The sequence below is a fragment of the Actinosynnema pretiosum genome, from assembly GCF_002354875.1.
GTDB lineage: Bacteria > Actinomycetota > Actinomycetes > Mycobacteriales > Pseudonocardiaceae > Actinosynnema > Actinosynnema auranticum.
Genome location: NZ_CP023445.1, coordinates 2156105 through 2169015 on the forward strand (window position 1 = coordinate 2156105; position 12911 = coordinate 2169015).

At 74.0% G+C, this 12911-nt stretch carries 17 protein-coding genes; 7 read left to right on the plus strand and 10 right to left on the minus strand.

The genetic code is table 11. The annotated features are described in order from the left end of the window. Window positions 1-9: 9 nt before the first annotated feature. Entirely contained in the window at window positions 10-1506 is a 1497-nt protein-coding gene (gene arfA / locus CNX65_RS09640) for an arabinosylfuranosidase ArfA (RefSeq protein WP_096492463.1), read from the plus strand. 359 nt (window positions 1507-1865) lie between these two features. Here the strand turns inward: arfA and CNX65_RS09645 are convergent, their stop codons facing one another. The 3 genes from CNX65_RS09645 to CNX65_RS09655 all read right to left on the minus strand — a co-directional run bounded on the left by CNX65_RS09645 (window position 1866) and on the right by CNX65_RS09655 (window position 4137). Beyond that, entirely contained in the window at window positions 1866-2768 is a 903-nt protein-coding gene (locus CNX65_RS09645) for an NAD(P)H-binding protein (protein WP_096492464.1), read from the minus strand. Window positions 2769-2860: 92 nt separating this feature from the next. Next, the gene (locus tag CNX65_RS09650; RefSeq protein WP_157767565.1) at window positions 2861-3292 is read right to left on the minus strand and encodes an SRPBCC family protein; all 432 of its coding nucleotides are present in this window, start codon (window positions 3290-3292) and stop codon (window positions 2861-2863) included. 164 nt (window positions 3293-3456) lie between these two features. Then, window positions 3457-4137: a response regulator transcription factor gene (locus CNX65_RS09655; RefSeq protein ID WP_085945018.1), complete on the minus strand. Its 681-nt coding sequence runs from the start codon at window positions 4135-4137 to the stop codon at window positions 3457-3459. A gap of 116 nt (window positions 4138-4253) precedes the next feature. On the opposite strand from CNX65_RS09655, the gene CNX65_RS09660 reads away from it, so the two are divergent. Both CNX65_RS09660 and CNX65_RS09665 read left to right on the plus strand, forming a co-directional pair. Beyond that, window positions 4254-5078 (plus strand): universal stress protein, encoded by an 825-nt coding sequence (locus CNX65_RS09660; protein WP_096492466.1) that lies wholly within the window; start codon window positions 4254-4256, stop codon window positions 5076-5078. Window positions 5079-5124: 46 nt separating this feature from the next. Beyond that, on the plus strand, window positions 5125-5559 hold the full coding sequence (locus CNX65_RS09665; RefSeq protein WP_096492467.1) for a universal stress protein: 435 nt from the start codon (window positions 5125-5127) through the stop codon (window positions 5557-5559). Window positions 5560-5583: 24 nt separating this feature from the next. Here the strand turns inward: CNX65_RS09665 and CNX65_RS09670 are convergent, their stop codons facing one another. The 5 genes from CNX65_RS09670 to CNX65_RS09690 all read right to left on the minus strand — a co-directional run bounded on the left by CNX65_RS09670 (window position 5584) and on the right by CNX65_RS09690 (window position 9367). After that, window positions 5584-5889 (minus strand): hypothetical protein, encoded by a 306-nt coding sequence (locus CNX65_RS09670; protein WP_096492468.1) that lies wholly within the window; start codon window positions 5887-5889, stop codon window positions 5584-5586. Window positions 5890-6015: 126 nt separating this feature from the next. Then, window positions 6016-6621 (minus strand): response regulator transcription factor, encoded by a 606-nt coding sequence (locus CNX65_RS09675; protein ID WP_096492469.1) that lies wholly within the window; start codon window positions 6619-6621, stop codon window positions 6016-6018. Next, window positions 6618-7709: a sensor histidine kinase gene (locus tag CNX65_RS36040; RefSeq protein WP_198320449.1), complete on the minus strand. Its 1092-nt coding sequence runs from the start codon at window positions 7707-7709 to the stop codon at window positions 6618-6620. Before CNX65_RS36040 ends, CNX65_RS09675 begins: the two co-directional genes overlap by 4 nt. Before the next feature lie 9 nt (window positions 7710-7718). Then, entirely contained in the window at window positions 7719-8447 is a 729-nt protein-coding gene (locus CNX65_RS09685; protein WP_096492470.1) for an ABC transporter permease, read from the minus strand. After that, window positions 8447-9367 carry an ABC transporter ATP-binding protein gene (locus CNX65_RS09690; RefSeq protein WP_096492471.1) on the minus strand — a complete coding sequence of 307 codons (921 nt, stop codon included), beginning with the start codon at window positions 9365-9367 and terminating at the stop codon, window positions 8447-8449. The genes CNX65_RS09685 and CNX65_RS09690 overlap by 1 nt, the downstream gene beginning before the upstream one ends. Window positions 9368-9463: 96 nt before the next feature. Here CNX65_RS09690 and CNX65_RS09695 point away from each other — a divergent pair, with 96 nt between their 5' ends. After that, on the plus strand, window positions 9464-9871 hold the full coding sequence (locus CNX65_RS09695) for a hypothetical protein (RefSeq protein WP_096492472.1): 408 nt from the start codon (window positions 9464-9466) through the stop codon (window positions 9869-9871). Next, complete coding sequence (locus CNX65_RS09700; RefSeq protein ID WP_096492473.1) at window positions 9871-10332, plus strand: DUF6228 family protein; 462 nt, start codon at window positions 9871-9873, stop codon at window positions 10330-10332. Before CNX65_RS09695 ends, CNX65_RS09700 begins: the two co-directional genes overlap by 1 nt. Before the next feature lie 5 nt (window positions 10333-10337). Here the strand turns inward: CNX65_RS09700 and CNX65_RS09705 are convergent, their stop codons facing one another. Continuing rightward, on the minus strand, window positions 10338-10505 hold the full coding sequence (locus tag CNX65_RS09705; protein WP_096492474.1) for a DUF397 domain-containing protein: 168 nt from the start codon (window positions 10503-10505) through the stop codon (window positions 10338-10340). After that, window positions 10502-11341: a helix-turn-helix domain-containing protein gene (locus CNX65_RS09710; RefSeq protein WP_096492475.1), complete on the minus strand. Its 840-nt coding sequence runs from the start codon at window positions 11339-11341 to the stop codon at window positions 10502-10504. The genes CNX65_RS09705 and CNX65_RS09710 overlap by 4 nt, the downstream gene beginning before the upstream one ends. A gap of 172 nt (window positions 11342-11513) precedes the next feature. Between CNX65_RS09710 and CNX65_RS36045 the strand changes: the two genes are divergently transcribed. Next, a complete protein-coding gene (locus CNX65_RS36045; RefSeq protein WP_096492476.1) occupies window positions 11514-11975 on the plus strand; it encodes a hypothetical protein in 462 nt (153 codons plus the stop codon). A 57-nt stretch (window positions 11976-12032) separates the two neighbouring features. Beyond that, window positions 12033-12881, plus strand: a complete 849-nt coding sequence (locus CNX65_RS09720) for a spermidine synthase (RefSeq protein WP_096492477.1) — start codon at window positions 12033-12035, stop codon at window positions 12879-12881. The last annotated feature ends 30 nt before the right edge of the window (window positions 12882-12911 follow it).

Sequence of the window (12911 nt, forward strand, 5' to 3'; positions counted from 1 at the left end):
GGAGTTGCTGTGCTGAGAGCAGTTGTGTCGTTCCGGACCGACGACGTGGTGGGGCCGGTGCGCAGGAGGCTTTTCGGGTCGTTCGTGGAGCACCTGGGGAGGTGCGTGTACGGCGGGATCTACGAGCCGGGGCACCCGTCGGCGGACGAGGAGGGGTTCCGGCAGGACGTGCTGGCGCTGACCCGTGAGATGGGGGTGTCGGTGGTCCGCTACCCGGGTGGGAACTTCGTGTCCGGGTACCGGTGGGAGGACGGGGTGGGGCCGCGCGGGCAGCGGCCGGTGCGGCGGGACCTGGCGTGGCGCAGCATCGAGTCGAACGAGGTCGGGCTGGACGAGTTCGTGCGGTGGGCGCGGAAGGCCGAGGTCGAGGTGATGTACGCGGTCAACCTCGGGACTCGGGGGGTGGCCGAGGCGCTGGACGTGCACGAGTACGCGAACCACGGTTCGGGGACGGCGTTGTCGGACCTGCGGGTGGCGAACGGGAGCGCGGAGCCGCACGGGATCTCGTTGTGGTGCTTGGGGAACGAGATGGACGGGCCGTGGCAGCTGGGGCACAAGACGGCGGAGGAGTACGGCAGGGTGGCGGCTGAGACCGCCAGGGCGCTGCGGCAGGCGGAACCAGGGGTGGAACTGGTGGCGTGCGGGAGCTCCAGCTCCGCGATGCCCACCTTCGGCGAGTGGGAGCGGGTTGTGCTGGAGGCCGCGTACGAGGAGGTCGACCACATCTCGTGCCACGCGTACTACGAGGTGCTGGACGGGGACGTGGACAGCTTCCTGGCGTCTGCGGAGGACATGGACCGGTTCATCGGGAGTGTCGCCGCCACGGCGGACGCGGTGGGCGCGAAGGTGAAGAGCTCGAAGCGGATCGGGATCTCGTTCGACGAGTGGAACGTGTGGTCGATCAAGGATTTCGAGGCGTCGCGGACCTCGGAGTGGCGGAGCGCGCCGAAGTTGATCGAGGACACGTACGACGTGGCGGACGCGGTGGTGGTGGGGAACTTGCTGATCTCGCTGCTGCGGCACGCGGATCGGGTCGCGGTGGCCTGTCAGGCGCAGCTGGTGAACGTGATCGCGCCGATTCGGTGCGAACCGGATTCGGCGGCGTGGAGGCAGACGACGTTTCACCCGTTCGCGTTGACCTCGCGGTTGGCGCGGGGGGAGGTGCTGCGGACCGCGGTGGACGGGCCCACGCAGGACACCGGGCGGTTCGGGGAGGTTCCGGTGGTGGACGCGGTGGTGACGCGGGAGGGGGAGGAGGTTGTGGTGTTCCTGGTCAACCGGCATCGGCACGAGTCGGTCGAGGTTGGGTTCGAGGGCGGGGAGCGGGGGGTTGTCGAGGCCTGGGTGTTGGGGGATGAGGACAGCGGGGCGATCAACACGGCTGTGCAACCGGAACGGGTGAAGCCGAGGGGGTTGGGGGTTGAGCGGGATGGCGGGGTGATGAAGGTGCTGTTGCCGCCGGTTTCGTGGGGGGTGGTTCGGTTGGGGGGAGAGGGGGGGAGGTGAGAGGGGAGAGGGGAGAGGTGAAGGGCGAAAAGCTAAGAGCTGCAAGCACGCCTCGCCGGCGGGGCAGACCTCCAAAAAAGAGGGGGACGGGCTCTGCCGGCCGGTGACCGTTCCGTGGGTGGTCCGGTTTACCCCTGCGGTGGGCGGGGTCCCTCTTTCCCGTTTGGCCTCCTTTCAGGCAAGCACGCTCGTCAAGACGCCGTTTGACACCCCGGTCTGCCGCAGAGTGCGGCGGCATCTTGACGAGCGTGCTCGGGCTTCGCCAGGCCAAACGGGAAAGAGGGACGCGGGTGGGTGTGCTGCGGGCTCGCTGCGCTCGTCCCGCAGCCCGCTAGGCGGTCAGCTTGTGGGTGCGGTGGCTACTTGGTGCGGTTTTCGGCTGCGCGTTCGCCCAGGGCGGTCAGCACCGCGTCGTCGTAGTTGGTGCGTTGGAACGGCACGAGGTTGGTGATGCCGTTGTCCTCGGTGACCACCACCTCCGTGTCCAGGGAGCCCAGCAGGGCTTCGGCCAGGGAGGCGTTCACGCCTGACAGGGCCGCGATGGCCTGGGCGCTGAGCCAGTCCGAGCGGGGGAGGGGGACGGGGAGGGGGAGGACGAGGGTTGATCTTCCTTGCAGGGCGGCGATCCTGCGGAGCATCTGGGTGTACTCCAGGACTTCCGGGCCGCCGATCTCGTAGGTCTTGCCCGCCGTCTCGGGGGTTTCCACCGCGCCCACCAGGTAGCGGACCGCGTCTGCCACGGCTATGGGTTGGCAGCGGGTCCTGGCTTCCGGTGGGGCGAGGATCAGGGGGGCGTGCTCCACCAGGGACAGGAGCATCTTCCAGGACGCGCCGCCGTGGCCGATCACCACGGCGGCGCGCAGCACTGTCACCGGGACGCCCGCGCAGGTCAGCATCGACTCGACCTCGCGCCTGCTCCTCAGGTGCTCGGACAGGGCGCCGTTGCCCAGGCCGCCCAGGTAGACGATCCTTCGCACGCCCGCCTCCGCGCACGCCCTGGCGAAGGACCTCGCCGCTCGGGCGTCCGCCTCCCGGTAGTCGCGGTCGGACAGGCCGTGCACGAGGTAGCAGGCCACCTCGCAGTCGCGGGCCGCTTCGATGAGGCCGCGCTCGTCGGTCACGTCCCCCGGAACGGGGACGCCCGCGCCCCGATACTCGTCGGGGCGTCTCGTCATCGCGCGCACCTCGTGGCCCGCGCTCTCCAGTGCGGCGCACAGCCGCCCGCCGACGAAACCGGATGCCCCGGTCACCAAGACCCGCATGGCGCAAGCCTCGGGCACGGTGGGGCGCTGCGCACGGCGGGGCGATCAGGCGGTGGCCGCCCCGCGGGTCGTGCTCAAGCGGTGAGAGCTGGTCACACGGCCTGGCGGGCCGCGGTCAAGCCGCTCCGGTCCAGCGTGAAGGGCACGCAGGGGTGCTCCACGGGCGCGGTCTCGCACAGGGCGTCGAGCGCGCGCTCGACCCAGTCGTCCACGGCGGGGCAGTGCTGGCCCGTCGCGCCGGTCAGCTGCACCGCCACGGCGCAGCGCCGGGGACCCATGCGCAGCACGCGCACCGATCCGCTGTAGGTCGGGGTGGCCTCGCTGCCCCACTCGACCTTCAGGTTCTCCCAGTCGACCTCCAGGCGGCGCTCCACCGCGCCACCGGGCAGCCACAGGCGCACCGCGTGCGCGTCGTAGCGCTCCACCTCGACGCCCGAGGGCAGCCAGGTGGAGAGGTTCTCCAGGTCGGTCAGCATCTCGAACACCGTGTCGGCGTCGGCGGGAAGAGATCGGGTCCTCGTCAAGGGCGATCCAGGTGGTCTAGGCGACGTTTGCGACTCCCATACTGGGGGGAGCAAACACCGATTGACCTAACGAATGGCTGACGATCGACCGTTCGTGTGTGCCAGGGGTCACAACGGGTGGGTAGAGGTGAGGAAGACTCTCACTCTGGGTGGCCTGGGGTGTGTCACTGGTCGGGGTCCAGGCGGTAGCCGGCGCCGCGCACGGTGAGGACGAGGGCGGGGTCGTCGGGGTTCTGCTCGACCTTGCGGCGCAGCCTGCGGATGTGCACGTCCAGGAGGCGGGTGTCGCCGAAGTAGTCGTAGCCCCAGACGCGCTGCAGGAGCTGCTCCCTGGTGACGACGCGCCCAGCCGCCGAGGCGAGCTCGACCAGGAGGCGGAACTCGGTCCTGGTCAGGTGGACCTCGTCGCCCGCGCGCAGGACCACGCCCTCGCCTGCGCGCACCTCCAGGTCGCCGAAGCGGAGGGCCTCCTCGCCGCCACCGCCCCGGCGGCGCAGGAGCGCGCGGATGCGGGCGGCCAGCTCGCCCGCCACCAGGGGCTTGGTCACGTAGTCGTCGGCGCCCGCCTCGAGCCCGGCGATGACGTCGGCGGTGTCGGCGCGGGCCGTGACGATGATGATCGGGAGGTCGCCGCGCGCCCGCAGGACGCGGCACACCTCCAGGCCGTCGACGCCGGGCAGCGACAGGTCCAGCAGGACCACGTCGAACACGCGGCGGTCCAGCAGGCGCAGGGCCTCCTCGCCGGACACGGCGTCGGTGACGCCGAACCCCTCGTCGCCCAGCGCCAGACCCAGCGCCTGCCTGATGTGCTCGTCGTCCTCCACGAGCAGTACCGAGAACTCCACCCGCCAAGCTTCCCCCACCCGGCTCAGGACGAAGGTCCCGCCCACCGCCCTGCCAAGGACCGCAGACCTCCGGGGCGGTGGTTCGTAGCGTCGGGGGCGACGGAGGGAGCGGTGCCGTGAGCGGACCGGTCGTGGTGGGTGTGGACGGAACGCAGGCCGCTCTCGAGGCGGTGCGGTGGGCGGACCTGGAGGCGATCCGGCACCGGGTGCCGTTGCGCCTGGTGCACGGCTGCGAGGTGGGGGCGAAGGCGCGGGAACCGGTCGCGGCCGGGGCGGCCAAGGCCGAGCGGGGGTGGCGGTGGTTGGCGGAGGCCGCCGCCAGGACCGGGGCCACGGCCGAGCTGGTGCCCGCCGACGCGGTGGAGTTGCTGGTGGCGCACTCGCGGCGGGCCCGGATGGTGGTGCTCGGGTCGCGCGGGGCCGGGTTGGAGCCCGCGGCCTCGGTGGCGCTGGCCGTCACCGAGCGGGCGTCCTGCCCGGTGGTGGTCGTCCGCGCGCCGGAGCCCGACACCGGGCGGGTGGTGGTGGGGGTCGACGGGTCCGGGGCCGGTGAGCGGGCGCTCGCGTTCGCGTTCGCCGAGGCGGCCTTGCGCGGGGCGACGTTGCGGGCCGTGCACACGTGGAGCGACCTGCTGTCGGACCGGACGCGGCTCGGGCTCGACCGGGCGCGGGCCGCCGAGGAGGGGGAGCGGTTGCTCGCCGAGCGGCTCGCCGGGTGGAGCAGCGGGTACCCCTCGGTCACCGTCGAGCGGGTCGTGGAGCACGACCGGCCCGTCCGCGCCCTGTTGCGGCACGCGGCCAGGGCGCGTCTCCTGGTTGTCGGCAGCCGGGGTCGCGAGCTCGCGGGTTCGGGGATGCTGCTCGGCTCGACCAGCCGGGCGCTGGTCCACCACTCGCCGTGCCCGCTGGCCGTGGTCCGGCCGGTCGGGGCGTCGCGCTGACCCGCCGCCCGCGGGGCGTCGGGAGGCGCTGAGGAAAGGGGTCGCTATGGGCAACAGGATCGTCGTTGGGGTGGACGGGTCGCCCGCCAGCGCGGACGCGCTGCGGTGGGCGGTGGAGGAGGCCGGGCAGCGCGGGTGCTCGGTCGACGCGGTCATCGTGTGGCAGATCGACCCCGGCATGGTGCTCGGGCCGGTCAGCGGCGCGGAGGCGCTCGCCATCGACCCGGAGACCACCCGCGAGGGCTACATGCGGCTGCTGGAGTCGATGGTCGCGCAGTTCGACGTGAACAAGGTGTTCATGGAGGGCGAGCCCGGCCGGGTGCTGGTGGAGGCGTCCAAGGACGCGGACCTGCTGGTGGTCGGCAGCCGGGGGCGCGGACTGCTGCGCGAGGCGCTCACCGGGTCGGTCAGCTCGTACTGCGTGCACCACGCGGAGTGCCCGGTGGTGGTCTTGCGCGAGCGCGAGCCCGCGCACGCGTGACGGCGTCCCCGGTCCCCACCGGCGTCAGCCCGACGGGTGGTTCTGCTTGCTCTTGCGGGTGAACTTGCGGTGCTCGGCCGAGCGCAGGACCAGGCGGGCCACCTCGCCGGGGTGCGCCACCGGGCCGAGCGCGCGGCTGCCTGCGCTCCAGCCCCGGTCCTCGCTCCAGCGCAGCGGGCCCGCGTCCGTGACCAGCTCGGCCCGCACGGGCGAGCACGGCCTGATGTCCACCGCCAGGGTCAGCACGTCGACGCCGGCGCCGCGCAACGTGTCGAGCACCGCGTCCAGGTAGCGGGTCGCGCTGACCGCGGTGTGCGCGCGGGTGGCCATGGTTCCTCCCGGTTCGTCCAGGAGTCGATTCTCCGAGCGCGGGGCCGGTGCGGTGGAGAGGCGAAGGTCCCCGCGGACGCGGGTCCTTCCCGGTGGGCCGACCGCACGGTTGCGGGAACCGGGGGGCTAGAGCCAGCCGCTCTCCTCGGCGATCCGGACCGCCTCGGCGCGGGTGCGCGCGCCGGTCTTGCCGATCGCGGCCGACAGGTGGTTGCGGACCGTGCCCTCCGACAGGCCGACGCCCTTCGCCAGGTCGGCGACCGTGCCGCCGTCGCGGGCCAGCGCCAGCACGTCGCGCTCCCTGGCGGTCAGCGGGCCGGCGCCACGGGCGAGGGACTCGGCCGCCAGGTCCGGGTCGACCACGCGCAGGCCCGCGTGGACCCGGCGCACCGCGTCCACCAGCTGCTCGGGCGAGGCGTCCTTGACCACGAACCCGGCCGCGCCCGCCGCCATCGCCCGCGCCAGGTAGCCGGGGCGGCCGAAGGTCGTGCACACGATCACCCGGCAGCGCGGGAGCCGCTCGTGCAGCAGGGCCGCCGCCTCAAGGCCGTCCAGTCCGGGCATCTGCACGTCCAGCAGCGCCACGTCCGGCTCCGCCCGCAGCGCCTCGGGCAGCACCTCGTCGCCGGAGCCGACCGAGGCGACCACCTCGATGTCCGGCTCCATGCCCAGCATCGCCGCGAACGCCCCGCGCACCAGCGCCTGGTCGTCGGCCAGCAGCACCCTGATCACGCCGTCCCCCCGTCCCGGACCTCCGCGCGCAGCCGGTACCCGCCCGCGACCGGTCCCGCCTCCAGCGCCCCGCCGACCTCGGCCAGCCGCTCCCGCAACCCCGCCACCCCGCTCCCCGGTTGCCCGGCGCCCGCGCCGCGCCCGTCGTCCACGACCTCGATCCACCGCGCGCCCAGGCGCACCGAGCAGGTGCGGGCCGCCGAGTGCCGCAGCACGTTCGTCACCGCCTCCCGCAGCACGTACCCGAACACCCCCTGCAGCTCCGGCGCGACGTTGTCCACCGCGCTCGGCAGGTCCGCCTCGATCCCGGCCGCCCGCAGCGCCGCCCCGGCCGCCACCAGCTCACCGGCCAGCGCCACCTCCCGGTACCCGCCGACCGTCGCCCGCACGTCCCCGAGCGCCTGCCTGGCCAGGGCCTCCAGCTCCCCGACCTCGCCGAGCGCCCGGTCGACCTCGCCGCGCTCCAGCAGCCGCCGCGCCAGCCCGGCCTTCACGGTCACCGTGGTGAGGCTGTGCCCGAGGATGTCGTGCAGGTCCCGCCCGAGCCGGTGCCGCTCCTCGGCGGCGGCCAGCGCGGCGATCTCCACCCGCGCCCGCGCCAGCTCCCGCCGGGTCCGCACCAGCCGGACCACGGCGGCGAACCCCACGACCAGCGAGCCCAGCGCCGCCACCAGGTGCACCGGCTGCCCTGACCCGGCCGCCCGCCACAGCAGACCCGCGACCAGCGCGGCGGCGGCCGTCCCGTTCATGGTCAGCGCGAGCCTGGCGGGCAGCGCGATCGAGGCGGTGCCGAGCACGTGGACCAGCAGCGCGGCCGAGTCCAGGCCGGTCACCGCGATCACGAGCAGGCCCCAGACCACCAGCGCGCCCAGCAGCAGCGCCTGCCGCCCCTCGATGAGGCGGCGGCGCGCCAGCAGCGGCGCGGGCAGCGCGATCCCGTACCCGACGACCAGCGCCACCGCCGCCACGCGCTCCCCGCGGGTCAGGTCGGCCTCCAGCAGGTCGACGACCAGGGCGGGGACGAACCAGGCGACGAGCGCGAGACCGATCAGCAGCCAGCGGCGGGCGGCGCGCTCGGAGCGGTGCACGACGTGAACCTACGCCTCGGCCGCGCGGAACCGGCGGGCGGCGATCAGGCCGAGGCCCACGACCCACGCGCCGAGCACGAACAGCGCCCGCCCGACCTCCACGTCCACCAGCGGCGACAGCGCGAGCTGCTTGCCCCAGTGCATCGGCAGGGTCAGCACGACCCGGCGCAGCCAGTCCGGGGCCAGCTCCACGGGGATCAGCACGCCGCCCGCCACGCTCAGCGCCAGCGACGCCACCCCGGTCACCGCCTGCATCGCGCCCGGCGAGACCACCAGGCCGAGCACGATCCCGAGCAGCACGAACGGCAGCCCGGTCAGCCACACCGCGCCGAGGCAGACCAGCCACTGGCCCGCCGACAGGCGCACGTCCTGCGCGAACGCCCCGACCAGGCCGAGCAGCACCAGCGGCGGCAGGGCCAGCAGCATCCCGACCACGCCCTTGCCGACCACGTAGCCCGCGCCGGTGAGCGGGGTCAGCCGCAGTTGCCGCTGCCAGCCCGCGCCGCGCTCGACGGCGATGCTCGCGCCGGTCGTCACGGGGGCGGAGATGACGCCGAACATGGCCATGTTCAGCATCAGCGAGAGCGCGATCGGCACGCCGCCGAGGGCGACGCCCTCCAGGTCGTAGACGTCGGGGAGCACCAGCAGCATCAGCGAGGGCAGCGGCATGGTGGCCACCAGGTAGCGGCGGGTGCGGGTGGCGCGGAGCAGTTCGAGCACGAGGAAGCGCGTGTTCATCACCGGTTCTCCCGTCCGGTCAGCGCGAGGAAGGCCGCTTCCAGGCCCAGCGCGGTGACCTCGACGTCGTGGGTGGTGGGGTGGGTGGCGAGCAGGGCGCGCAGCGCGGCGTCCGAGTCGGCGCACTCCAGCAGGACCCGGTCGCCGCGCGCCTCGACCGCGCGCACGCCGGGCAGCGCGCGCAGCGGGGCGAGGTCGGCTCCGGGGGCCGACGCCCACGGGAGCGTGGCGGCGATGACGCGGCCGGACACGGCGGTGCGGATCTGCGCGACGGAGCCGTCCGCGATGACCTTCCCGCGGTCGAGCAGCACGACCCGGTCGGCGAACTCCTGCGCCTCCTCCAGGTGGTGGGTGGCGAACAGGACGGTCCGGCCGCGCGCGGTGCGCTCGCGCGTGGTGGCCCAGAAGCGGCGGCGGGACTGGACGTCCAGGGCCGCGGTGGGCTCGTCCAGGACCAGCAGGTCCGGGTCGGGCACGAGGGCGGCGGCGAGCAGGGCGCGCTTGCGCTGGCCGCCGGACAGCTCGGTGGAGCGGCGGCGCGCGAGGTCGGCCGCGCCCGCGAGGGCCAGCGCCTCGGCGACCGGCAGCGGGCGGCGGTGCAGCGCGGCGACCAGGCCGACGACCTCGGCGACCGTCGCGCCCTCCAGCAGGGCCCCGTCCTGGAGCACCGCCCCGACCAGGCCGTCCACGACGGCCTGCCTGGGCGTGCGGCCGAACAGCCGGACCTCGCCCGCGTCCGGGGCGGTGAGCCCGAGCAGGACGTCCGCGGTGGTGGACTTGCCCGCGCCGTTCGGGCCGAGCAGCGCCACCACCTCGCCGGGCGCGACGACGAGGTCGACCCCGTCCACCGCCCTGACGGCTCCGCGTGACTTGCGCACCCCGCGCAGCGAGACCGCCGCCGGAGCAGTTGTGGTTGCCATGGTGCAAGCTTGTGCTCCCCGGTCGTCCGGGACGCGGGCCGCGCGTCACGACCGGCCCATGACATCCGTCATGGGTGCGCCACGAGGAGGAAGACCGTGCCCGTGCTGGAGGGGTTCACCCGCACCGAGGACACCCCGGACTGGATCCGCTGCTGGGAGCGCGAGATCTCCGGGGTGCCGGTGTACGTGGTGTTCACCGACGACGAGTCCGAGTCCGACGTGGACGAGGAGTTCCTGACCGCGATCCTGTCCGATGTGGACGGCGTGGTCGCGGCGGCCAGGAGCGCCGCCGAGGAGCACCTGGGGTCGGACGCGTTCAGCGAGCCGTCGATCACCCTGAACCCGCCGGACTCGATGGTCGTGCGGTTCGGCGAGTGCGAGGTGGAGGGCTGGGGCGAGCTGGGCGTCGGGGTGGACTTCACCGGGTTCGTGGTGACGGGCGTGACGGACTTCGCCGACGCGGAGGACGCCGAGGACGCCGAGGCCGAGCACGAGGGGCACTAGTGGCGAGACCGGAGGACGGCGCGGGCGGAGAGGGTGGCGGGGGCGGTCCGGTCGGTCCCGTCGTGGACCTGGGCTCGGTGCTGCTGTGGAGCCCAGGGAACATCGACCCGGACTACCCGCTGCCCAAGGTCGCGGTGCGGCTGCGCGCGGACGGCATGGAGGCCCTGCTGCCGGAGACGGTGGCGCTGGGCCTGGACGGCCCTGCCCTGCCGGACTTCCTGGCCGAGCTGGCCGAGTCGTTCCGGGGCTGGGTCGGGGTGCACGTCTGGGAGAGCCTGGACCACGACCTCGTGCTGACGGCCACCCACGACGGCCGCGGCGCCGTCTCCCTGCGCTGGGAGATCGCGCCCTGGTCCCTCTGGAAGGGGCACGCCTGGCGGGCCTCGGTGGAGGTGGACGTGGAACCGGGGGAGGCGATGCGCAAGCTCGCCGAGGACGTGCGGGAGGCGTTGGCGGTCTAGCGGGGTCAGCGGGCCCTGGCGGCGCGGAGGAAGTCGGCCCAGGCGGGCGCGGGGATGGTGAGCGCGCCCGCGCCGGGGTTCTTGCTGTCGCGGACGTGCGCGGCGGTCGCGGTCAGGGCGATCTCGACGCAGTTGCCGGTGGCCGTGCTGTGGCTGCTCTTGCGCCAGGTCATCCCAGCTCCTTGATCACGTCGTGGATGAGGTCCAGTGACTCCCTGGGCGACAGGGCCTGGCTCTGCGCGGAGGCGAACGCGTGCAGGTAGCTGCGGACGATGCCGCTGCGCTCGTGCACCGTCCAGGAGGTCACACCGTCAGCGTAGACGGCCTCGGGGTCGGTCTCGTCGGGCCACTGGATGATCACGAACGAGTCGCCCAGCGCGGCGTGCGCGTCGGCCGTGAACGGGACGACCTGCACCGTGACGTCGTGCTCGCGGACCGTTCGGGCGATGTGCTGGAGCTGCGCGCGCAGGACGGAGGGGCCGCCGACCTGCTGGCGGATGGCGGCCTCGCTGATCACGGCGGTCAGGCGCAGGTCCTCGCTGAGCTGCTTCTGGCGCTTCATCCGCAGCTCCAGGTACCGGTCGATGTCCGAGACCCGGATGTGCGGCGACCCTGCGGTGATGACGCGCTCGGCGTACTCGCGGGTCTGGAGCAGTCCGGGGATGACCTGGCCCTCGTAGGTGCGGATCCAGGACGCGTCGGCCTCCAGCTCGATCAGCATCTGCACGGCCTCGGACAGGATGTCGCCGTAGTCCTGCCACCAGCCGGGCTCGTCGGCCCTGCGGTGCAGCTCCTGGAGCTGGGCGATCGCCTCGGCCGGGATGTCGAGGATCTCCGCCGTGCGGGCCAGCAGGGCGGGGGAGACCTTCGTCTTCCCGGTCTCGATCTTCGACCAGGTGGCCTGGTGGATGCCGAGCCGGGCGGCCAGTTCGGTGCCGGACAGGTTGTTCTGCTGCCGGTGGTCGCCCAGGCGGGAGCCGAGGCGGCGGCTGCGCACGGTGGGGCGCACGGGGGTCCTCCGATCAGTCGCTCCTCATGATCTCGGCTCGTTCGGCTTATTCCGAGATCACCCGTTCGAGTCGGCTCGGGTGCTGACATCAAGCGCGGCATTATGCCTAGCATGGCTGCTGTGGCGTGGGGCACACCGCAGACCCCGCGCGGTGCGCGAACGGAGACGGCTGATGAGCGGGAACTCGGTGACCATCGACCTCAGCGCGGGCGGATCGGTCGGGTTGTGGGCGCGGCGGCACGCGGAGTCGGCCTGCCTGGTCCTGGAGACCGGCGGGGCGCGGTGCGAGGTCGACCTGGGGCGCGCGCAGGTGGAGGCGCTGCGCGACCAGCTCCCCGAGGTGCTGGCCGGGCTCGACCGGTGGGTGGCCGAGAACGACGGGTGCGAGCGCGGCGAGGACGCCGGGCGGCGGGCGGCACGCGTCGCGGACCGGGCGCTGGAGCTGGCGGCGGTCGTGCCCGACGAGGTCGCCGCGTCCCTCCGCGAGGCCGCCGCCGAGGCGAGCGCCAGGGCCGAGGCGGCGGACGCGGCCGTGCGCGCGCTGGAGAACGCGGCGCTCGCCGTCGACGAGGCGGTGGAGCGGCTCGACCGGGTGCTGGGCGAGGCGGAGGCGGTGCTGCCCCGTCGACCGTGACCGGGACCGGGGCTGTTCCGGCCCGGCGCGGCCCGGCGGCGGTCTAGGGTGGCGCGCGTGGAACAGCGTCGGGGCGTCGAGCGGCAGGTCCGGTTCGGGACGGCGCAGCTCGCGCCCGCGCCCTACCGGGAGCGCGGGTGGCTGCTCATGGTCGACGGGGTGCTCCAGTCCTGCGTGGACCTGGACGACCCCCGCTACCTGCACCTGCCGTACACCCGCTGGGTGGCGCGCGTGCTCGACCTGCACTGGCCCGAGGGCGACCCGGTGTCCGCGCTCCAGGTCGGCGGCGGCGGGTTCACGATCTCCCGGTACCTCGCGCACGCCCGGCCCGGTTCCGCGCAGGAGGTCTACGAGCTGGACGGGCCGCTGGTCGAGCTGGTCCGGGAGCACCTGGCGCTGGACGCCGTCCCCGGCCTGCGGGTGCGGGTCGAGGACGGCGAGGCCGGGATCAGGGGCGCGGCGGACGGCAGCGCCGACGTGGTGGTCATGGACGTCGCGCGGGTCGGCACGATCGCGCTGAACCTGGCCGTCACGCCGTTCCTGCGCGAGATCGCCAGGGTGCTGCGACCCGGCGGGCTGTACCTGGGCAACATGTGGTCGGCGCCCGACCTGGGGCTCGCGCTGCGGGCCGTCGCGTCGCTGCGCGAGGTGTTCCCGCACGTGGCGCTGCTCGCCGAACCGGGGCTGCTGCTGGGGAAGAGGGCGGGCAACGCCGTCCTCGCCGCCTCCGGCCGCCCGCTCCCGCACGACGGCATCGCCGAGTGGGCGGAAGCCGGGGGGAACAAGGTGTTCTGCCTGTCGGCGGAGAAGCTGACCCGGTTCAAGGGCGCCGCGGAGCCGCTCGACGCGGACATCCCCGAGGACAGCATCACCCCGGTGCCGCGCTGGCGGACCGGGGTGAGCTAGGGCCCTGCGGAGCGCTGGTTCCGCAGGGAG